The organism is Providencia sp. PROV156 (assembly GCF_028480905.1).
Lineage (GTDB): Bacteria > Pseudomonadota > Gammaproteobacteria > Enterobacterales > Enterobacteriaceae > Providencia > Providencia hangzhouensis.
In genome coordinates this window covers 1-21,846 of record NZ_JAMPPE010000011.1, presented here as the reverse complement: position 1 = coordinate 21,846, position 21,846 = coordinate 1, and the positions used below count along the sequence as shown (strand labels likewise).

General features: G+C 38.1%; 21 protein-coding genes. 13 read left to right on the top strand and 8 right to left on the bottom strand.

All coding sequences use genetic code 11. The features are described from left to right. Window positions 1–17 precede the first annotated feature (17 nt). Window positions 18–512 carry a MarR family winged helix-turn-helix transcriptional regulator gene (locus tag PSF31_RS09785; RefSeq protein WP_004254353.1) on the bottom strand — a complete coding sequence of 165 codons (495 nt, stop codon included), beginning with the start codon at window positions 510–512 and terminating at the stop codon, window positions 18–20. Between the two features lie 84 nt (window positions 513–596). On the opposite strand from PSF31_RS09785, the gene PSF31_RS09780 reads away from it, so the two are divergent. The 4 genes from PSF31_RS09780 (at window position 597) to PSF31_RS09765 (ending at window position 4,289) form a co-directional block, all read left to right on the top strand. Next, window positions 597–1,469, top strand: a complete 873-nt coding sequence (locus PSF31_RS09780) for an EamA family transporter (RefSeq protein WP_164561015.1) — start codon at window positions 597–599, stop codon at window positions 1,467–1,469. Between the two features lie 106 nt (window positions 1,470–1,575). After that, window positions 1,576–2,211, top strand: coding sequence for a DNA oxidative demethylase AlkB (gene alkB / locus PSF31_RS09775; protein ID WP_080544462.1), 636 nt, complete (start codon window positions 1,576–1,578; stop codon window positions 2,209–2,211). 194 nt (window positions 2,212–2,405) lie between these two features. Beyond that, complete coding sequence (locus PSF31_RS09770) at window positions 2,406–3,431, top strand: threonine aldolase family protein (RefSeq protein ID WP_164561014.1); 1,026 nt, start codon at window positions 2,406–2,408, stop codon at window positions 3,429–3,431. A 102-nt stretch (window positions 3,432–3,533) separates the two neighbouring features. Next, a complete protein-coding gene (locus PSF31_RS09765; RefSeq protein ID WP_140172170.1) occupies window positions 3,534–4,289 on the top strand; it encodes a DUF4184 family protein in 756 nt (251 codons plus the stop codon). Here PSF31_RS09765 and PSF31_RS09760 read toward each other — a convergent pair. Then, a complete protein-coding gene (locus PSF31_RS09760) occupies window positions 4,286–4,873 on the bottom strand; it encodes a TetR/AcrR family transcriptional regulator (protein WP_164561013.1) in 588 nt (195 codons plus the stop codon). The two genes, PSF31_RS09765 and PSF31_RS09760, sit on opposite strands and share 4 nt — an antisense overlap. A 111-nt stretch (window positions 4,874–4,984) precedes the next feature. Here PSF31_RS09760 and PSF31_RS09755 point away from each other — a divergent pair, with 111 nt between their 5' ends. The 4 genes from PSF31_RS09755 (at window position 4,985) to PSF31_RS09740 (ending at window position 8,060) form a co-directional block, all read left to right on the top strand. Continuing rightward, window positions 4,985–6,202, top strand: coding sequence for an MFS transporter (locus PSF31_RS09755; protein ID WP_164561012.1), 1,218 nt, complete (start codon window positions 4,985–4,987; stop codon window positions 6,200–6,202). Between the two features lie 64 nt (window positions 6,203–6,266). Further along, complete coding sequence (locus PSF31_RS09750) at window positions 6,267–6,758, top strand: GNAT family N-acetyltransferase (protein ID WP_164561011.1); 492 nt, start codon at window positions 6,267–6,269, stop codon at window positions 6,756–6,758. Window positions 6,759–6,836: 78 nt separating this feature from the next. Further along, window positions 6,837–7,301, top strand: a complete 465-nt coding sequence (locus PSF31_RS09745) for a YaiI/YqxD family protein (protein WP_004254330.1) — start codon at window positions 6,837–6,839, stop codon at window positions 7,299–7,301. Window positions 7,302–7,406: 105 nt separating this feature from the next. Continuing rightward, window positions 7,407–8,060: a LysE family transporter gene (locus PSF31_RS09740; RefSeq protein WP_004254329.1), complete on the top strand. Its 654-nt coding sequence runs from the start codon at window positions 7,407–7,409 to the stop codon at window positions 8,058–8,060. Window positions 8,061–8,145: 85 nt separating this feature from the next. Here the strand turns inward: PSF31_RS09740 and mnmH are convergent, their stop codons facing one another. Further along, complete coding sequence (mnmH, locus tag PSF31_RS09735) at window positions 8,146–9,237, bottom strand: tRNA 2-selenouridine(34) synthase MnmH (protein WP_164561010.1); 1,092 nt, start codon at window positions 9,235–9,237, stop codon at window positions 8,146–8,148. 156 nt (window positions 9,238–9,393) lie between these two features. On the opposite strand from mnmH, the gene PSF31_RS09730 reads away from it, so the two are divergent. Together PSF31_RS09730 and PSF31_RS09725 are read left to right on the top strand one after the other, a co-directional pair. Continuing rightward, window positions 9,394–9,657 carry a DUF3811 domain-containing protein gene (locus PSF31_RS09730; RefSeq protein ID WP_102138563.1) on the top strand — a complete coding sequence of 88 codons (264 nt, stop codon included), beginning with the start codon at window positions 9,394–9,396 and terminating at the stop codon, window positions 9,655–9,657. Between the two features lie 82 nt (window positions 9,658–9,739). Beyond that, a complete protein-coding gene (locus PSF31_RS09725; protein WP_094960555.1) occupies window positions 9,740–10,273 on the top strand; it encodes a beta/gamma crystallin-related protein in 534 nt (177 codons plus the stop codon). Window positions 10,274–10,303: 30 nt separating this feature from the next. On the opposite strand, the gene PSF31_RS09720 is transcribed toward PSF31_RS09725, so the two are convergent. Further along, window positions 10,304–11,032: a GntR family transcriptional regulator gene (locus PSF31_RS09720; RefSeq protein ID WP_164561009.1), complete on the bottom strand. Its 729-nt coding sequence runs from the start codon at window positions 11,030–11,032 to the stop codon at window positions 10,304–10,306. A 247-nt stretch (window positions 11,033–11,279) separates the two neighbouring features. Between PSF31_RS09720 and PSF31_RS09715 the strand changes: the two genes are divergently transcribed. Together PSF31_RS09715 and PSF31_RS09710 are read left to right on the top strand one after the other, a co-directional pair. Then, a complete protein-coding gene (locus PSF31_RS09715; protein ID WP_257474432.1) occupies window positions 11,280–13,268 on the top strand; it encodes an MFS transporter in 1,989 nt (662 codons plus the stop codon). 126 nt (window positions 13,269–13,394) lie between these two features. Next, a complete protein-coding gene (locus PSF31_RS09710) occupies window positions 13,395–13,640 on the top strand; it encodes a cupin domain-containing protein (protein ID WP_232062959.1) in 246 nt (81 codons plus the stop codon). Between the two features lie 613 nt (window positions 13,641–14,253). Here PSF31_RS09710 and PSF31_RS09705 read toward each other — a convergent pair. Beyond that, window positions 14,254–16,371 carry an endonuclease NucS domain-containing protein gene (locus tag PSF31_RS09705; RefSeq protein WP_164561007.1) on the bottom strand — a complete coding sequence of 706 codons (2,118 nt, stop codon included), beginning with the start codon at window positions 16,369–16,371 and terminating at the stop codon, window positions 14,254–14,256. Between the two features lie 213 nt (window positions 16,372–16,584). On the opposite strand from PSF31_RS09705, the gene PSF31_RS09700 reads away from it, so the two are divergent. Next, the gene (locus tag PSF31_RS09700) at window positions 16,585–19,251 is read left to right on the top strand and encodes a TrlF family AAA-like ATPase (protein ID WP_164561006.1); all 2,667 of its coding nucleotides are present in this window, start codon (window positions 16,585–16,587) and stop codon (window positions 19,249–19,251) included. 218 nt (window positions 19,252–19,469) lie between these two features. On the opposite strand, the gene PSF31_RS09695 is transcribed toward PSF31_RS09700, so the two are convergent. The 3 genes from PSF31_RS09695 to PSF31_RS09685 all read right to left on the bottom strand — a co-directional run. Next, complete coding sequence (locus PSF31_RS09695; protein ID WP_042843730.1) at window positions 19,470–20,171, bottom strand: HNH endonuclease; 702 nt, start codon at window positions 20,169–20,171, stop codon at window positions 19,470–19,472. Then, window positions 20,168–21,508, bottom strand: a complete 1,341-nt coding sequence (locus PSF31_RS09690) for an AAA family ATPase (RefSeq protein ID WP_042843729.1) — start codon at window positions 21,506–21,508, stop codon at window positions 20,168–20,170. The genes PSF31_RS09695 and PSF31_RS09690 overlap by 4 nt, the downstream gene beginning before the upstream one ends. 139 nt (window positions 21,509–21,647) lie before the next feature. Further along, window positions 21,648–21,846 (bottom strand): hypothetical protein (locus PSF31_RS09685; protein ID WP_272683190.1); only part of this gene is annotated, 199 nt, incomplete at its 5' end.

Genomic DNA, 21,846 nt, shown 5'->3' with positions numbered 1-21,846 from the left:
ACGCTCAAGACTGCGTGTTATTTTTCATTAGGCTCAAATGACGCTAAGAATGTCCGCAATAACTGATTCAATGCTTGTTGCTCTTGTGGTGACAATTTAGCAACGAGGCGAGCTTGGTTTTGTGTATGTACTTCAATAAGTTGGTTGATTAGCGTTAAGCCTTCAGTTGTTAATGAAACCAAAAAACCGCGGCCATCATCCGGGTTGGTATGGCGGATGACTAACCCCGCTTTTTCTAATTGGTCTATTCGGTTAGTCATTGTCCCCGATGTAACCATCAACGTTGAGAGCATTTCCCCTGGGCTTAGCGTATAGGGGGCTCCTGCACGGCGCAAAGTTGCAAGCACATCAAAACTTGAACGGTTAAGACCAAACTGAGCGAAGACCTTTTCCATTTCCCGAGTTAAGTGGTACGCGACATTACCCAACCGACCAATTAATCCCATTGGGCTAATATCGAGGTCAGGGCGTTCTCTTTCCCACTGTTGAGTGATTTTATCTATTCTATCCATAGGTAAATAATGGCGGTTATTTATCTTGACGTCAAGGTAAAATGCACATATCTTGAGGTCAAGATAAATTAAGAGAGTAGAAATATGGGTCGTATAACAGTTTTAGGATTGACTGCATTGGCACCGATTGTATGGGGGAGCACATACTTAGTGACAACAGAAATGTTACCCGCAGGGATACCATTAACATTGGCGGTATTGCGCGCTTTACCCGCAGGGTTACTATTGATACTCGTGCTGCGAAAACTTCCCGAGGGTATTTGGTGGTTACGTGTGGTGATATTAGGTGTTTTAAATTTTTCTTTATTTTGGTGGTTACTGTTTATTGCTGCGTATCGCTTACCTGGTGGTGTAGCTGCAACGGTTGGCGTCGTACAGCCATTAATTGTACTATTTCTAAGCTACTGGTTGTTAAATAATCGGTTATCAGCGGTATCCATTATCGCATCAATAGCGGGGGTATTCGGGGTAGCAATATTACTTTTAACACCGAATGCCGCCTTAGACCCTCTAGGCATTGTTGCAGGGTTAGCAGGCGCATTTTCAATGGCCGCAGGGACGGTTTTGAGTCGCCGCTGGCAGCCACCAGTGAGCGCTTTAACCTTTACTTCATGGCAATTAACGGCGGGAGGCTTAGTTTTATTACCATTTGCCATTGTGTTTGAGCCGGCTTTGCCACCGTTAAGTTCATTAAATTTAATCGGGTTGGGGTATCTAACGCTTATTGGTGGAGCATTGACTTACGCTTTATGGTTCCGTGGGCTTGCAATATTAGGCCCAAGTTCAGTTGCGTCACTGGGTTTCTTAAGCCCTGTGAGTGCGGTGGTTTTAGGGTGGTTTTATCTCAATCAACAACTTAGCACCTTGCAATTTATTGGTATGGTTGTCATTTTACTCAGTGTGTGGGCGAGCCAACGAGCGGAAACAAGAAAAGTCACTTTAGCTTATCAACGTTAAAGGTATTTTGATGGTTGCTTATTTGTTGTGCTAAGCAACCTTTTTTCCTGTGTTAATATCCATTAGAGTATTCACTTGGATTATAAAAAAGTGACTAGTGACTAATATGTTATTTCCTGATGAAGATAATATCGTACAAATTGCACCAGAGGCTTTTTTACTCAAAGGTTTTTTACTGGGGCAAAGTGATGCATTATTGCAGTCATTAAGCAACGTTATTACTGCTAATCCATTAAGGCATATGGCAACACCCAATGGTTATCAAATGTCGGCAGCAATGACTAACTGCGGCGACTGGGGTTGGGTGACAGATAAAAAGGGTTATCGTTACAGTCAGCGTGACCCTGTCACGAACCAGCCGTGGCAACCTATGCCTATTTCGTTTGTTCAATTGGCAACTTCAGCAGCGAGTACCGCTGGCTTCGAACATTTTATCCCTGATGCTTGCTTAATTAACCGGTATGCAGTTGGCGCTGCAATGTCATTGCACCAAGACAAAGACGAAGCCGATTTCACTCATCCAATTGTTTCTTTTTCTTTAGGGCTACCCACAATATTTGATTTTGGTGGGGCAACCCGTGATGCGCCTAAAATCGCTGTTTATTTAGAACATGGGGATGTCTTGGTATGGGGCGGTCGGTCACGGTTAAATTATCATGGAGTACGTCGTATTAAATCAGGTGTACACCCGTTGTTAGGGCCTTACCGCTATAACTTGACGTTTAGGCGTTCTCAACCTTAAATTCGCCTTTTACAATATTCCAATTTATCAATTAAATAGACCATGAATGACTTAATATTTCATCTCAGTAGATTAAATAATACTAATCGTTAAATTTAGTATTTATATAGAAAAAATATCATTGAATAATAAATTAGATGCACCTATAAATGATGGTTATAAATTAATATAACTAGGTATTGGTAGGTAAGTGAATGTATAGCTTTTTAAATGATTATAATGAAATAGCTCACCCTGCAGTTATGCAGACTTTAAATGATTTATCAGGGAAACGTTTCAAAGGTTATGGCACTGATGAGGTTTGTAGCAGGGTTGCAGCTCAAATTAGATTGAGAATTGGCCAACCTAGTGCGGATATTCATTTCTTTAATGGCGGTACAATTACTAATCTGACAACGATTTCCCACGTTTTACGACCTCACCAAGCGGTTATCACCGTAGATAGTGGGCATATCGCCGTTCATGAAACGGGGGCAATTGAAGCGACAGGACATAAAGTTATTACTGTTGACTCACCATCAGGAAAACTAGCACCAGAGCATATCATCAAGGTGCTGTCTGAACATAATGATGAACATACTGTCCAGCCTAAGCTTGTTTATATCAGTAATTCAACCGAAATTGGCACTGTTTACCGTAAACAAGAGTTAGTTGCGCTACGCGAGGTTTGTGACGCTCATAACTTACTGTTATTTATGGATGGTGCTCGCTTGTCTTCTGGTTTAATGTCGAAATATAGTGATTTAACCATTGAAGATGTCGCGAAGTTGACCGATATTTTTTACATCGGTGGAACGAAAATAGGTGCATTAACTGGGGAGATTTTGGTGCTTGTAAACCCTGCATTGCAATCAGATTTCCGTTTTAGTATTAAGCAAAAAGGTGGGCTACAAGCAAAAGGTTGGCTGCTCGCCGCCCAGTTCGAACCACTGTTTAATGATGATTTGTATTTTAAATTGGGAAGTCATCTTAATGAGATGGCATCACAACTCGCTTCATTTTTTGCTGAAAAGGGATTCCAATTTCTTGCGCCCGTAGAGTCAAACCAAGTTTTCGTTATTTTCCCAAATGCACTGGCGAATAAATTATTAACACACTATCAGTTAAGCTTAATTTGTAAGCCGACACCGGAAACCACGTGTATTCGTTTTTGTACCTCGTGGTCAACAACTCAGCAAGATGTAGACAAATTAAAGCAGACTTTCCAAGCTTTACTTTAGGTAATTATCATCCCAGTAAATATTTCCGATATTTCGCCTATATTTATTGGGTTTTATTTATCATGATAGTGGCTTATTGATGACGTTAATGAGCAATTTACCATGCCTTGGACTTTTTCCCATCCTGCAGTCGTTTTTCCGATAAAACAAAGTCGATTTGGGCATTTTTTAAGCTTACCTGCCTTAATTTTAGGTAGCCTAAGCCCAGATCTATTTTATTCAATGATGTGGTACTCGGCAGCCACTACGGCTCATGACTTGATAGGCTGGTTATATACTGGCTTACCATTATGTTTACTCATCACTATTTTTGTACAAAAAAGTGTTTTTTATCTCCACTATGCTGTGCCATTTCCCTTGAAAAACAGGAGTGTAGGTTCATTTCGACAATTTTGTATTGTCGTGCTTTCCTTTTATATCGGTGCGGCAAGCCATATTATCTGGGATGCTTTTACTCATCAGTCAGGGGCTTTTGTTCGGCACGCTGAGTTTTTGCAGCTTGTCGTATTTAACATGACGGATAGCCAAGAAATTGCTATTTATAAATTACTGCAACACCTTGGCTCTTTATTGGGAGCGTTGTACTTGTTGATAAAATACACGCAGTACTACCGTCGGCAATCTGCAATTCAGCAGCAAGAGTATGCGAAAAAGTTAATGGCATTACTCAAGATTGCCATTGTTTCAGGATGTATTTCCTTACCATTTGCCTATAAATTAGCCATGAAAGGGGATGTGCTTAGTTTCAATCGCTTTGTATATTTAGAGCTAACACTGCTAGTTCCTGTTTTTTTTACAGCAAGTATATTGTTTGCACTGATAAAATATCAGCGCCAGCGAAAGGCCACGCAAAGTTAGCCTTTCGTGAGTAATAACCCTGATAACATGATATCGATGGCAGCGATACTTTTCTTTAATCGCTGTTGACTATCACTTTGTGAAATCCAATATGCTGCTTCTGCGAGACCGCCATTAATTAAAAAAGCCAATGCATGGGTATCAATATCTTTAATAATGCCTTTTTTGGCAAGCTCATAAAGTAAGCGTTCAATCTGTTCGGTACACTGTAAGTTTGATTTAGCTAAAAAATCGCCTAATACAGCTTTCGCATCACGCAAAATAATTTGTTGATATTCAGGCTCTAATGCCATTTCTAAGTAAGCATGACAGCGTTGACAAAAACTGTTCCATAAGTCTTCAGTATGGCGAGTAATTCCTTGTAACCGTGCGTTCATTTGTGAGTCGATTTGCTCAACAACGGCAGTAAATAAGCCTTGTTTGTCGCCAAAGTGGTGGTAAAGGGCACCGCGTGTGAGATTAACGCTTGCTGCAATTTCATCCATTGAAGTTTCTGCATAGCCGAGCCGGCTAAAGTGCTCTTGTGCTGTAGTTAGCAAATTTGCACGTGTTTCCGCCATTTGCGCTTGTGTTCTTCTTGCCATTAAAAACCTCTTACATACATGGCGTATAATTATTTACATTCAATGTGTATGATTATATCATAATTATACATACGCATCGTATGTATAATTAAATTTCATTTTGGAGTTCATATGATAGGTCGCTATCAGCAGTTATTTCAGGCAAAAGAAAACCAGCACTTTGTGATAGCAGGGTTATTGGCACGTTTAGCGTTACCAATGATGGGGATCGGGATCATTACCCTGTTAGCACAATTGAAAGGGAGCTATACCTTGGCAGGGCTTGTTTCTGCAACTTTTGTATTAACTTATGCGTTGCTATCTCCACAAGTCTCCCGCTTAGTGGATAAATTTGGTCAATTTCGCGTCTTGCCGGTGGTAACTGTTGTCAGTGTACTCGGTGTATTTATCATCATCATCAATACGTGGTTATCATTACCCGATATTGGCTTATTTATCGGGGCGTTGTTAACGGGAGCAATGCCAAGTATGTCTGCCATGGTGAGGGCAAGGTGGACAGCACAGTATAAAGATCAGCCCATATTACAAACGGCGTATTCATTAGAAACCGTATTTGATGATGCCACTTTTATTGTTGGCCCACCGTTATCTGTCGGGATCAGTGTTGCTTTATTTCCTCAAGCAGGTTTACTGGTTGCAGCGATTCTACTCGCTGTGGGGATGGCATTGTTTATTTCACAACGCAGCACTGAACCTAAAGTAGTTGTATCTGATCATCTTGTAATGCCGAATAAATCAATTATTTCAATGGTTGGATTGCAGTTATTGATTGTTTTGATGATTGCTTTAGGTGTGATTGTTGGCAGTGTGGATATCTTGAGTGTCACTTTGGCTCAATTACAACAGCAACCGGCGATGGCCAGTTTAGTGTTATCGGCCTATGCAGTCGGTTCATGTGCAATGGGGATCGTATTTGGGGTGTTAACCTTTAACACGCCTTTGCCACGTTTACTATTCCTCAGCGGCTTAATGACGTTTCTTTCTATTGTGCCAATGTGGTGGGTCGTAGGGGTTTATTCTTTATCTGTGGTGGTGTTTATTTCCGGGTTGTTCTTTGCACCGACGATGATCATTGCGATGACATTAGTTGAGAAAATTGTTCCGCAAAATAAATTAACAGAAGGAATGACCTGGTTACTTGCTGGGTTAAATATCGGTGTTGCAATTGGTGCAATGTTAACGGGTAAAATGGTGGATACCTACGGTCCTTACGCAGGTTATGCCGTTGCTATCTCTGGCGGTGTTTTAGTTTTAATTTCAACATGGTTGAGTTACTTACGCGATAAAACCCAACAAAAAGTAGCAGTTGAATGCGAAAATGGCCATTAAAAACAACGAAAAAATAAACCATGTAGTGATAAAATCATAAAAAATAATTTAATGAGGTAACCTAATGCACTCTCCAGTATTTCGAGCGGCCACACTCGGTGATGTTGACTCCTGTTATGCGATTGAAGTCGAATCCTATGAAGGGGATGAAGCGGCGACAAGAGAAAAAATAGCCACGCGTATCCAACAATATCCAGACGGTTTTTTATGTATGGAATTAGCTGGAGAAGTAGTTGGTTTTATTAATGCGGGTTGTGCATGGGATGTTGTGATGTCTGATGAGGAATTTAAAGAACTCATTGGACATGACCCAAAAGCACCGAATGTCGTTATTATGTCAGTGGTCGTGCATCCCAAATATCAAGGTAAAGGTTATTCGTCTTTACTGATGAAAACATTTATTAACTCCATGAAGGAGAAGAGTAAAGAAACAATTCATCTTATGTGCAAAGAACGCCATATTGACCTGTATAAGCATTTTGGCTATCAATATGTTAAACCGTCAGAATCTGATCATGGTGGAATGACGTGGCATGAAATGGTGATGAAATTGTAAAATGTATTTTCTTAAGCCCGTTATTTTGTTGTCTGGTATCATATCTCATTATATATAATCACTATTTGGGAAATCATAATGATAATTTGGGTTGACGCGGATGCATGTCCAAAAGTAATTAAAGAAGTTTTATACCGCGCAGCAGATAGAGAAAAAGTGCAAATAACATTTGTTGCAAACCAGCGTTTAACGGTACCTCCGTCACCTTTTTTAAAAACCTTACAGGTACCTGCAGGGTTTGATGTAGCTGATAATGAAATTGTGTTGCGAGCCCAAAAAGATGATTTAGTGATCACCGCAGATATCCCATTGGCCGCAGAGGTTATAGAAAAGGGCGCAAATGCATTAAACCCTCGAGGAGAACGCTATAGCGAAGCTACCATTCGTGAGCGCCTTAATATTCGTGATTTTATGGATACCATGAGAGCCAGTGGCATCCAAACGGGTGGGCCTGCAAGTTTAAACCAGAAAGACAGGCAGCAATTTGCTAATGAATTAGATAAATGGTTGTTGCAACGTAAAAAATCATTAGCGTCATCATAAGCCAGCACATTTTCTGATTTAAGCTCAGAAAATGTGCATAGTAAAACAGAATTACTCTCTATGCCGTGACTATAATGGTTAACCTTAAATTTTTGAAGAAAAATAATGGATCCATTACACAGCATTATCATCACGCTATTCTTATTTATACTGACCTTTTTTAATCCTGGGGCAAATTTGTTTATTGTGGTGCAAACCACATTAAGCTCAGGTAAAAAAGCGGGGTTAACCTGTGGCTATGGCGTGGTATTAGGCAATGCCATTTATTCAGGTCTCGGTTTATTTGGTTTGGTCACATTAATGGCGGAGTTCGGCTCATTATTCTCACTCATTAAGATTCTGGGTGGTTTATATTTACTTTATTACGCAGTGAGTGTTTTCAATAACAAAACACAACTCAATCTGTCCACCGAAAATACCATGGAAAGTTTTCCATCAGGTGTCTACTTTAGACGGGGTTTGATTTCTGATTTATCAAACCCACAAACCGTTTTATTTTTTATGAGTATTTTTTCAACGACAATTTCCCCATCAACACCATTATGGACTAAGTTAGTTATTTGGATGGGAATTGTTATTGCATCACTAATTTGGCGGATAATTTTATGCCAAACATTCTCTTTAACCTCTGTGCGTAGAACTTATTCACGCGTTCATAAAGTTGTCGGCAAAGGCGTCGGGCTAATTCTTGGAGGATTGGCAACAAGGTTGATTTACCAAGGGGTTAGCGAGCTGGTAGTAAAAAAATCACCATTCTAGGTTTTATGATCATGTTCAAGCCATTACGATATAAAATAGCCTCAGACCCCATACGATGAGGCTATTTGCAGTGAAAGAAAATGCATCATTGTTGATGAGCTAGCCAATGTTCAACTTCTTTATAATTACCACGGAAAATGATGCGATGCTGCTTTTTACTTAATTGATAGCAATACATTGGGTCATAGTATTCATTCAACAATGGAATTAACCACGAAAAATGTGTTTGGGTATCACCGGTTGTTTTTTGGTCTGCTAAAGCAAGATCAAGTAAATGGGTTAATTCGATTGTCCGCTGTGAGCCTAAACGTTTGCGAATGGCTAATAAGCCATGGTGTAGATAGTCACTATATTCCTGCCAGCCTCGTTCGAAACCAAAAGTTGCTAAAAAATCTTGCGTCATACGGTCAAAATATTCATATTTTAAACGCTCAAGACGTAGCTCAAAGGGGTCTTCGATAATAGCGATTGGCGCTTTTTCCATTTGTGTGCGTAGTTCAAGAGGTAGGCTATTCGCACCAATGGCACGTCCTTCATCTTCCAGTACCCAACGCTGACAGTGTTGGGCTTTCTTCAATAAAGCGACCGCTAAATAATTTTCAAATGTGGCCTGTGAGTGTTGTTGTTGTAATGTACGGCCAAAAGAAGAGCCACGGTGGTGTGCGAGACCTTCTAAATCAATTCCGTTCGCGAGTTGATGGACTAAAGTGGTTTTACCATTACCGGTACAGCCGCCCACTAAAATGATAGGGCGCTGGACCAGTTCATTGATGGCATCAATTGCGGTTTGTCGTAAAGCTTTATATCCACCGTTAATAAGAGGGTATTCAATTCCCACCTCTTTTAGCCAAAATTGCACGATATGGGAGCGCATTCCACCACGCGCACAGCAAATATAACCATGGGTATTTTGTTGGCAGGCTTCTTTCCACGCTGTGATCCGCGCAATTTTAATATCACCACTGACAAGTTGGTGGCCTAACTCAACGGCTTTAGTAGAACCTTGTTGTTTATAGCATGTACCAACGGCAGCACGTTCATCATCATTCATCAACGGAAGGTTAATCGCATTAGGCATCGACCCTTGTTGAAATTCGATAGGAGCTCTGACATCGATGAGTGGTGTGTCAGTAGTTAAGATTTGGCGAATATTTTGCGAAGACGAGGTTAATTCCATAATAACAGCGAGATTCTTTAAAGTTGCAATGAGGTTACTATACTCTTAATCCTATTGCTTGGCATTAATGTTAGGCTTAAAACAATGGTTAGTGTTTTATTGCCTAATAATGATATATTGTTGTTAGGTATTTTAATATGAGTAAGGGGTAATACAATGAAGATGTTAACGATTCAAGAAATGACCGAAACTCAAAAAATCCAAGTGCGTACAAGGCTTGCTCAAGAAAGGAAAAAACTTGGCCGTGAATTAACAAATTCCGAGCAGAGCAAAGTAAGGAAACAAATCATTACCGAAATATCTCAAGAAGTCGAAAAGCAAGCGAAAAAATTACGGGCAGAAAAGAAAAAAGATAAGTTAGTTCCCAGCGATGCAAGTTACAGTTGGTCTTCTCAAAATCATAAAAGAGGGTATCGCTAATTTTTAATCAGAGTGTTCCGCTAGTGATTTGCATTAAGTAATTGTAATTTTACGCTATTCAAATCATTAAAAGACCTCAAAAATGAAAAAGATTGCGTTATTATTATTGTTATTCAGTAGTTTTACTGTCGCAAAATCTAATTATCATGGGAAACCATCCCGTAATGATTCTGTTGTTGTGCATGTTTGCGCTTTATCTCCTTTTTCTAATTTCTATGCAGAAGCTGCAATGTCTGAACAAACAGCGCGACACAAAACCTCTCGACGCTGTGAATTAGGGCAAGGGCAAGGTAGTATTTTTTGTAAAGCTCAAGATGCGAAATGCAGCACCAGTAAATTATCGTTTGGTGATCAATATATTGAAGAAAGCCTAATTGTTTACGCTAAATCCTGGCAAAAGGGCGATTATATTGAAGTATTTGACGATATTCCGTATCTTTCCCGTCACCATTTCTCAGATAAAATAGCCTCTTATACTATCCCTGACGGCTGGATTGTCCGTTTTTACGAAGGCGATAATTATACTGGCAAATACCATACAGAGATGGGCGGTTCGCACAATACGCTAGGATATAGCCAAAAAACTCGCTCAATCAAAATTATGAAACGACCTTAAAAAAGTCGTCGACTGTTATTGCTGGTGGCTCTATTGTTCTCTTTTTTTATTGACGGCTAGATTGAAATTAACTTTTTTATTCTGATTACGGATATGTTCTTTAATTTCTTTCTCTAATAGAGGTAAATCACCCGTACGAATTTTGTCTAATAGCACATGGTGTTCTTGGATAATTTCTTCCATTGGCTTAGTGAATGTTGATATTCCAATAATAATAGTGAGTTGTTTTGCCACATTTTCCCATAAAGACGTTAATGTCTTATTACCGCTTAGTTCACATAATGTACGATGAAAATGGACATCGCTTAAAGAAAAAAGATAGCTATCTTCGAGTGTTGCCGCTTTGGTCATTTGATTAATGCATTCTGTTAACTCAGTAATACATTGCGTATCTAAATGTTTTTCCTGAGAAATAAATCGCCTGACGGCATGTAACTCTAATAGAACTCTTACCTCTATAAGCTCATCAAGACGTGCTTCAGAAACGGGTGCCATGCGAATGCCTTTAAAAGGCTCGTTGATAACAATACCTTGACTTTCGAGAACGCGGAGAGCTTCTCTAACTGGAACGCGGCTTACGTTCATTTTTTCAGCTATTTCTTTTTCAACAATACGATCACCGGGCAAAATATAACCACGAGTGGCAGCTTCAACCAACCTGTCAACTACATCGTCAGTCAGTGTTCTTGCTTTAATAGGCTGCCAGTAATCGTCTTTTGCCGTTTTATCTAAAAAAAGATTTTTTTTACTATCAGTCATCGTGAATGCCTATAAAATTTTTATTAATCAAGTAGTAATGATTTTAGTTATTCAAAATTTGCTCTAATAAAACTACCACATCATCAAATCATAGACCACAAAAACATAAGAATGGCAGTCAGAAGCTATATCGAACAAACTCGATTTAGATCACAATTAAAGCAATTGAATATTGTATACAATCTTACAATCTAGTTTAATGCACCCAATTAATAAGCTGTTATTGAAAGAAAGAGTGAAGGAAAAAATGATGGATAAACGATTGGAAGAGATAAAAATTACTGAGATTGTTGCCGTTCCACTATTTGGAGAAAGCCCTAAGGGGGGCTGGTCAAATGAAATAAAGCCAGAAGATCCTATTCATGCCATCATTGCAGTTCATACTGATGCGGGTATTACAGGCTATGGCAGTGTATTTACTGATGGTCGTTTGGTTGAAGCTGCTATCCCAGTATTAGCGTCTTTGTGTCTTGGTGAAAGTGCATTGCAGCCGGAGCGAGTATCTGAAAAGTTAAGACAAAATACTTTTTGGATGGGACGTGGAGGTACACTAACACACACAATTAGTGGGATCGACATTGCACTGTGGGATATTCTAGGTAAAGCAACAGGGCTACCAGTAAGCACTCTATTAGGAGGGAACTACCGGTCAAAAGTTCAACCTTATTGTTCGTTGCTGATGGAAAAGCCAGATGTTATGCACAAGGTGATCCTAGAATATAAGTCATTAGGATTTAAAGCATTCAAAATTGGTTGGGGACCTTTTGGCCGCTGTAATGACCAACAATTAGACCGCGCAATTGTTGAAGCTGCAAGGGATGCAGCAGGGCAAGATTCCCAACTATTTGTTGATGCAGGAGCGAGCGATGCATATTGGCCGAATGGCTTAAAATGGGCAATCCAAACCTCACACATGTTAGCTGAATATCAGGTAGGTTGGTTTGAAGAAGCTTTACGACCTGATGATATTGAAGACTTCAAAGTGCTGCGTAAAGAGAGCCCTGTAGCCATTGCAGGAGGTGAAGTGTTAACTCGCCGTCAAGCTTTCTTGCCATGGTTATCGCAAGGAGCGTTTGATATTGTTCAGCCGGATGTGACTAAAGTCGGTGGAATTTCTGAGCAACGCCGAATCGCATGGCTAGCGGATGAGTTTGGCGTGAAATATGTCGGCCATGGCTGGAATACGGCAATGGGGCTTGCTGCTGACTTACAAATGGCAGCCGCTTTCCCACAAGTGGATTATGTCGAATTTATTGGTGGTAGCCAATATATTGATGGCATCGTTAAAACGCCTTTCAAGGTTGACGAACAAGGTTACCTTACAATACCAAATACACCAGGTCTGGGTATTGAGTTGGATATCGAGAAGCTCGCTAAATTTGGTACTGCTTTTGCTATGCCATTAGTGGTGTGGATTATTGCTAAATGGGGCTGGGAAGCGGCATTTATTATTTGTGGAGCCCTAGGCGTTATTTGGGTATTTGCTTGGCTTAAGGTTTATCACGATCCTGAACAACATCCTAAAATTAGTGCCGAAGAACTTGCTTATATTCGAGAAGGGCAAGTTAAAAAAGAAGGCATCGATAATATCCAACCAATGAAATGGTACCAATTAATTCGCTATCGTAATGTTCAAGCAATGTGTATTGGTTTTTTCATGTTGGATTATGCTATTTATTTCTTTATTACTTGGTTTCCTGCTTATTTAATGATGGAGCGGGGGATGAGCCTTGAAGAAATGGGGTTTGCAGCAATGCTCCCTCCACTATGTGGTATTGCTGGGCAGTGGTTGGGCGGTTGGGTTACTGACTATTTGTTTATCAAATATAATAATGTCAGCCTCGCTCGCAAAATCCCGATTGTAGGAGGAATGTTAATTGCTACGAGTATTGCATTTTCAGGCTTAGTTGAATCAGTGACGTTAATGATGACATTATTATGTTTATCTTACGCTGCTCTTGCATTTGCCGCATCTGCTATTTGGTCTTTACCGGGAGATGTCGCCCCACGCAATATGACTTCAGTATTAGGTGGCATGCAAAGTGCTGTATCTAACTGCGGTGGAATATTAGGCCCAATAGTAACAGGGTATATTATTGCAGCAACGGGATCATTTATATGGGCTTTAATTGTTTCAGGAATTGCTTGTGCTATAGGCGCATTGGTTTATTTAATTATGTTAAGAGATATTAAGCCAATTGTACCCATCGAAAACAATGAAGAACAAGTGCGTTAATATAAAATAAATGACCGCAGAACAAAAATATTGGATTTTAAATAATGTTTATTCGATAAGACTATAAATGCCAAGAATATTTCGCCTGGAACATTACGGAAGGTATTTTTTGGTAGTGAAAACATTATGATAGCAAAGGTGTCATTAACTACAGGAACAATTGGTGAACTTCACGAACATCCACACGAACAGATGAGTTATATCATATCCGGCTCATTTAATTATCGTGTTGGTTTAATAGAAAATAGAGTTAATAGTGGTGATGTTATTTATATTCCATCTAATGAAAAACACCAATGTGAATGTTTAGAGAGCGGGGAAATATTAGATATATTTGTCCCGATGAGAAAAGACTTTCTTATAGAGAATTAAAGATTTTTATATGACCAAGCGGCAACAATTTTGTTAGCCGCTTTTATCTATTTTTGAGTCTAATAAGCCACGTTCCATATTAGTAGATAAGGAGACGCATTCAGAAATTGGATTGATATTACCAGTAAGTAAAGATGGAAAGGTTTTAGATGCCAAGGATACATTTGTGAAGATTAAGTTATTCAATTTTTAAAATAGGCTATCGGACCGATAGGGATGAAGATGTGTACTTGGAGTAAGCCATGTTATGGCATTTATTGAGTCACTATATTCTATTTAACTTCTACGGAATTTGATGAGGTTCACGCCTATTTTTCTTTAAATATTATATCGTTACCATTCGCGAAGTGAATTTTAGTTCATGAGATGTCAATTTTTGCTTGTTTTTAAGGTGATATGACAATCAATAGTTCATGAGTTTATTTTTTATATAATTTAATGATAATGTGATTTTACTCACCGTTTTGATGGTTGAATTTGCAATCTGACTTAATATATGTCGCAAATAAAAATTGATATGCAGTGAAGGAAATATGTATATTAGCGAAATAGCCCCCCTAAATATTATATATTGGGAGCTTGATGCATAAATCTATGGGTATATACAAAATATTTATTCGTAAGGTATTCCTATGCTATCGAGTATAGAGTAAGTTATTTTTTTATTATCATCAATACTCAGACCGCATGCTTCAGTAAGTTCATTTAACCCATTAAATTGATTTTCAATAAAATTTGGTGAATCTGCAAAGTTTAGATCTAATTCTATTCTTCCATTTGAATTACGTATCTGACTATTTATTTCGCAAAAAGAAAGAAAGAAGATTCTTAAAATTTGGCTTATTCCATTTGGGTTTATAAAAAAGAATAAATAATTTATTTCATTATTAACCTTACGTATGAATTGCCTTACTTCATCAATCATGTAAAGTTCATCATCAGAGTCATAGCCGTTAAATGTCACGTCAACTTTCCCTTGAAAAAATCGAATATGTGGGATGGTTGATGTGGCAAACTCAAAGAACTCATGAAGCTTAGATATATCAAGTGATTGAACCTCATTCTTTTCTATTATTATATGAGTATCTATATTAGGAGTTGAAAATCTATTTTCCATATCAAAAAATGAGATTTCATCCATAATTTCATTAATTAATTCCAAATGGTTTTTAATGAATTCATCAAAGTAACCTGTAATTGTATTTATCCGTTGCTCTCGCCATTTATTATTAATAAGTGAATATTTTTTATCGGTTAATAAATCATGATGAAAACTCATATAAGACAAACCAACATCATCAAGAATCTCATTGTCACGATTGTCAGTCCCACCCCATGTTATAGTATGAATCAAGTTATGGATGTTATTACTATAATATTTTAATAGTAATTCTTTAAATGAAATACCTGAACCATTATTTTGTAAGCAACCGTAATATATTTTAATAGGATTATCATTAGCGTCTTTAGTTGCAAGGGTATAGTATGGTATATAACTCTCCATATCTGTTTGTTTTTTAATTGAATAATAAATGGAAAACAAAGCCATTCTTGGGTGGTATATGGTCAGTTCAATTTTTGAAGAATCATGATTACTCTCTATTTCATTTAAGATTTGTAATAATTGATTTTTCCAAACCACATTTGTTTCTAATAGAGTTTTAATTTTATCTTTTAAACTACTAAGTTGTTGTTTATCACTGGTCAATATACTAATTTCTAATTTTTGTATTGAATTTCCTTTGTTTCCCGTAAGTTCAGTTATAAGATTCTCATCTGTCAAATTAGTATTTAGTTCGAAAAAACCTTTCCTAACCAATTTATTAAGACTAATTTCACTATCATTTAGATAAAGTGAAAATTTTGCAGGATCTCCAATCTCCATATCATCACTATGTATATCTTTTAATTCGAGCGTATAATCGTGTAATACATCAACCATCTCCTCCTCAGTCATACCATCAATATAACCCATAACTTCCTGAATGGTCTCTTCAGAATGATTTTTTTTGATTATAGCTAGCTGCTTGGTTGATGACATTATTTGCGTTGAAAGAAAAACAATATACGAAAAAAAATCGGTAGGGACATTTTTCGTTTCAGTCCCCATAATATGAGCTAATTCTTTTAAAACCTCTATCCGTCTTTCTTTGGATGGTGAAATAATTGGGTTAGAAGATTTTAATATACTTAGTAAGTAATTGTTAATTCCAATTTTATTTAACTCTTTATTTATTGAATTAATCCCTTGATTTAAACTTGATTCATCTTTATACCAAAAAACTTCATATTTTGGAGAAATGAAACGTCCTTTATTATAAATAAGAGGTTTCATTATTTCTGTTGTTATTTCTTCATTGCTTAGTTGTAGTTTAATTCCCTTTAGAGAAAAGGGAGTATTGTATACTAGACTTGAAAACGGTACTAATAACTCTTTCCATTCTGTTGAGGCAATGATTAATTTTATTTCGTCATCATTAGCACCAAAATGTGATTTTACACCCTCAGCATATTTAATAACCTCATGGATTGCCTGTCTTGATGCTTGGTCACTTCGCTTTAACTCAATCAGCACATGATTATTATTTCTATCTTTAGCATATATATCGATAAAACCTCTCGTACCTAAAGTATTTGGAATATATTTTTCTTTATTAAGAAGTTCTAGATCGTCCCCAAGTATAGTGATATTTTCACAAATAAGGTCTCTTAAATCATTTTCATTTATCATAAATATGTATCCTGTATTCGTTATATGGTGAACATGATAAATATAACATATGTAAGGCGCATAAAAACCATTGGAAGCTCAAGTTGTTTGCTGGAATATTGGTTTTGATATCAGATAGTGAGCTGCATCACTAAGTACATATTTCCACTAGATAATAATGTCTATATCCAATACCATTAGTTCATCTATCTAATAAAAAAGAAGGTTGTTTGAGTGAAAGGATCAACATGGAATAAATGGGATTTACATATTCACAGTCCAATGACGTGGTTGGCTAACAATTTTACCAATAATGATAATGTCGAAGCCTATGTTAAAAAACTTGGTGAACAGCAACTTTCTTTGATAGGTGTAACCAATTACTTCTATTTTCGACAGAATGAGCTCGAAACTATCCGAGATGAAATTACCAGACAGGGGCTCGACATCAAGGTTTTGGGAAACATAGAACTACGTTTAGATCAACAAAATAAGGAAGGTGAATACATCAATATTCACGTCCTATTTTCGGATAAATTAAGTACTAGCCGTATTAATGAAGTATTGGCTAGATTGCGATTGAAGCTTACTGATGGTAGTGGGAGAATACTATATTGTTGCGAAAAAGATGTGCTATCTAGCGGATTAAGTGTCGAAACTATTGTGATTGACTATAGTCAACTGCTTGAGCATTTAAATTCTACCTTGGAACCATATCGAGATTTTTTTATTGCAATATGCCCAAATGGCTATGGAGGGTATCGCCCTGATGCTAATGGTCGCTCCAGAGAACTTGCCACATGGATAGACAGACAAGGACAGATTATTTTCGGAAACTTACGAGATAGAGAGTTTTTTTTGAAGACTGACCGCTATCCAGGCGCAAGTAGTAAGCCTGTTTTTCATTGCTCAGATGCCCACTGCCTAGAAGATATCGGTAGTAAGTATACTTGGGTTAAAGCACTACCAACATTTGAAGGGCTACGGCAGGCTACTTTAGAGCCTAGTTCCCGCATACGATTAAAAGAGAGTTGGATAGATCAGCATCTTTCTAAAGTGCATTTCAGCCGCATTGAGGTTGGCGGCTCTATATTCGATGGTCAATCGATTCGATTTAAAAAATTAAATATTCCTTTAAGTCCATATATGGTAGCCATTATAGGAGGACGTGGTACTGGAAAAAGTCTACTGCTAGATGCAATTCGATCACATTTCATTGGCTCAGCAACTCGCGGAAGTGAAGAAAGGGCAGTAAATGTAGAACAATTGACCATAGAGCTAGATAAGGCAAATGGAGAGAAAATTCTGTTTGACTCATGTACAGAAAGCTATGACTATCTTCATGTATCACAAGGTGAAATCAAAACCCTTTGCCAGCAACCAGGTCTAATTAGTGATGAAATAAAAAAAATGCTACGGCTGCCCGATGAACATATTCCTGAATCTCTTCGCAATGAACTTGACCAAAACCTTAATAACTACAAAAGCTTCCGAGATTATTACTCTTATTGCGATGGATACAACCAAAAAGTAAATACACGGGAATATCACTCCGAAATCATAAGAGTTGCACAAGAAAAAATCAAAACACTAACTAGTGAAAAAAATAAGGCTCTAATTGAAAAGTTTCAGATAAATAGTACCCGGATAGCTGAATTCACGCAGGCTATAAGTTCTGGTGAGCTTTTATTGAAAGACACTGAAGAAGTAGAAAAAAATCTTAACACCCGAATTATGCAAATGAACTCGATCCCTACAGGAGTTGTTCTCATACCGCAAATAGAGCTGAAAGAGCTAAAAGATCACACCACAAACTATGTATCAACTATTCAAGGTCAACTTAAATTAGTCAACGAGGATAATACCCGCATAATTGGCGAATTTAGATCTCAAGGCATTGAGCAGGATATTTCTGGTGTGTTAGATAAAATTCGTGGTTATCAATCTCAGATCGAGCAAGCAAAATTAAAAGTAGAAGAAATTCAGAGCCGGATCACTCAGGCAGGTGAAGATGTAGGCAAACGAGAAAAAATGATGGGGGCCTTTGTCCATCAATTTTTAGAACAAAAAAATACGATTGATACAAGTTTTGCTTCATTAGCTGAAAAGGAGCACTTTACGACTGATCAAAAAGAGCTGATAAGGGAAATACTTACAGACATTCGTATTTATGGGCAACCTTACTTTGATTTAACTGTTTTTTATAATGGAATCCTTGAAAGAGTTAACCGAAGTCGATTTAGGACTTCAAGTGAGCAGTCCAGTGTTGAAAAACTTTCGGTTGTTTTCGGTGTTGAAACTATTAACGATTTTATAGCGTTAATTGAAGGAAAGGAAATTATTGAGCTACCTGAAGAGCCGGGTAAAAAAATCACACTAGAGACCTTTTTTTGGCGGTCTGATTATTTCAACAGCCAGGGACCGTTCGCTCTATTAGCTTTTTTATATAGCCCTGAGCAAGTATCACGTTATCTTACAGTCCGAGCAGAATTTGAATATAAGGGAAAAACAGTCGAGAAACTTTCTGCAGGACAACGTGGTACCTTTTATGTTTGTCTCAAACTTGCAACAGATACGTTTGGTTCTCCTTTTGTGTTTGATCAACCTGAGGATGACCTCGATAATGAATTTATTATGCGTCAACTTGTCCCTCTTTTTCGTAAAATAAAGGAATACCGTCAGGTAATTATTGTCACACATAATGCTAATCTTGTTGTGAACTGTGATGCGGAACAAGTGATAATTGCTAGTAATACAGATGAGGTAATCACTTATCGTAGCGGTGCGCTTGAGTATGGCGATTATGGACAAGAAAATAGCATGCGTAAGGCTATCTGTGATGTGTTAGAAGGTGGGCAGCATGCTTTCGAAGCTCGTGAGCTGAAATATGGTATACAATAAACAGATTTTGCACTAGCTCCCCGTAAAATGGGTGATTTTATGTTTAAGTAAACAGCCTAAAGCCATAAATCATAGGAAAAGCAAAAATGTCGAAGCCATTTTTGCTTTTAAGGTATCCTAATCTGAAAGGCCGCTCTGTGCCAAAAGCCGACGTTGTTTACACGACTAAAATGCGAGTTGACGGGGGCTCGTCATAGAAAAGGATGACTATAAACAAATCAACATTGCCCACCAGGCCTTGTAACCGGCGCATAATGATTATCAAAACATTCAGGGCTAGTACCAGGAAAGCATACAAAAAAACGTGCCAGCATGTCTGCATCATTTGCAAAAACCGTCATCCAAACACTCCAATACCCATAACCTTTGGCAGTCTCAATAATTTGTTCACGAAGAGCGATGATATCGTTATTTGCAAGTCGTTCTCTGGACAATACAGCAATGTCCCAAACTTCTTTTCGATTCAGCCATCGTCGATCTGAAGCATCTGTTGTATCCGGACGTTTATCAAGACCAACCAGAGTAATCATATTTTGAGCCTTGATAGTAACGGTTGACTCTCTGGCACTGACGATTCCTCCTTCAGAATATATAAAAGCAGAAAAAGTATTGTCACAGTCTGGCCAGAGATAATCGGTAATCACAACATCAGTATTACCTTTTGTTGAATTGCAGTTAGTACAAGCTAGAAGAAAATTATCCCAGGACAATAACCGAGTCAGATCGACTTGTGTTGCTCCTTGGGGCTTTTTGGGCCTAACATGCTCAACAGCAAGACTTGCAGAAAGGCGCGCCTCGCAATAAGAACAATATTCACCCATTCTATTAATTAAGGCCCTACGCGCATTTTTATATTCTGTATAGGCAACATCGGTTCCGTCGTCTTTTTTGGGACATGGCCCCCTATTAACTGGTCTCACTCATCATTACCTTGTTGGGTTCGTCCTAGCCCTGCATTTACCCTTTCCATTTCGAGAAATGCGTGATACGCAACATTATCGCTGAATGGCGCAGTAAGTTTATCAAGCTTTCGTTTTATCTCATTTCTCTCATCATTTGTTGCATTTTTTCCTCCCTCAAGCAGTGCGTAATACTCTTTAGCCGCATCATACATTTCCTGATATCGTTGGCTGCGTTGAGGTACGGGTACATCCATAATTGCCTCAACTATATCTTCAATAGATTTACCGGTATAAAGCGCTTCAGGAACAACTGTAGCAACGTTGTTAAGAGCCTTGGTGTCATTTTGCATATTCTCAAAACTATCAAGATCAATAACTTCACCAACATTTGCAGATTGAATAATGAAAGGGGAATGTGTCGTTGCTATAAATTGAATTTTAGGGAATGTTGATCTCAAATCAGGGATGACCCGGCGCTGCCATTTGGGATGTAAATGCAGATCAAGTTCATCAATAAGAATTGTACCTTGCGTCAGTTGCGCGGCTGTATGGCCAAAGTGCGGGTTAAGTTTGGCACAACGATGAGCAATATCCGCCACCATCGCCACCATATTACGAAAACCATCACTCAGATCACTAAACCTAACAATTCCTTCTCTTTTAAGTTCAATCAATAAAGTATCTTCATTAATGTCAAAAATAAAATTTTTTGCGCCAGGAATACACTGAATTATGGCATTTCTTACAACCTGTAAGGCAGGTATTTCAGTTTTACGCTGCAATTCAGATAGAGTTAAACGTTTAAACCATTTTTGAAAAACGTACTGATCGGACTTTGGGTCAAGGCAATAGCGGTAAGCATCCAGTTGCGAACCGGGATGTCCAGTTTTCATATCCCGGTGAAGTTCCCACAAACGACCGGATCCGTAATAACAAAGTAATGGTAGGTCGGGGCTATATCCTTTTGCAATTTTTTTTCTAATATCAGCACCATGTGCTATTAATTCTTTAGCTTTACCTCCGCGATCACCCAGTTCACGAATCCACTCAACATAATTTTCTACTTCAGAAAGAACTGCTGTTGCTTTTAACCAGACGTTAGGTTGCGGTTCGAGGAAAACCTGTCCCTCTTTTTCAACAACGATGTACCGAGCATCGGATTTCTTTAATGTTGCTCCACCAGTAGTGATTCGTGCACCTTGAAAATAGGTCGAAAGTAACATTGCAAGCGCATCTAGAATCGTTGTTTTACCTGATGCGTTATTACCGATCAGGAGTGTAAATTGTGGGTGAAAATTAATACGTGCTGACGCGTATTTCCTAAAATTACTCAGCTCAATTTGATTGATTCGCATATTTACCCTTTTTCATACCAACATCAGTCTTCAATAACGTTATAATACCTCAAGTCTTCAATGTTGTCTCAATCGGCGTGAGTCCCAGTACAACGTATTATTGTACTTATCTAATTCGCTACCAGCTAATCGCTTGTTATTATCCATTATTAGTATCCATTCTAGCTTGTTGTGCCTTCTTTCGCTTATGCTCAATAAAGAAAAGGTCTGCGAGTGTATTAGGTGTTTTGCCTATAGCCATTTGTGTTTCAATACGTTTAAAAATAGGTAGCAGAGGATTAGCTTCATTTTGAGATAAAATAGAAATGAATTTTTTATCCCTTAATGAAACAAAGGTG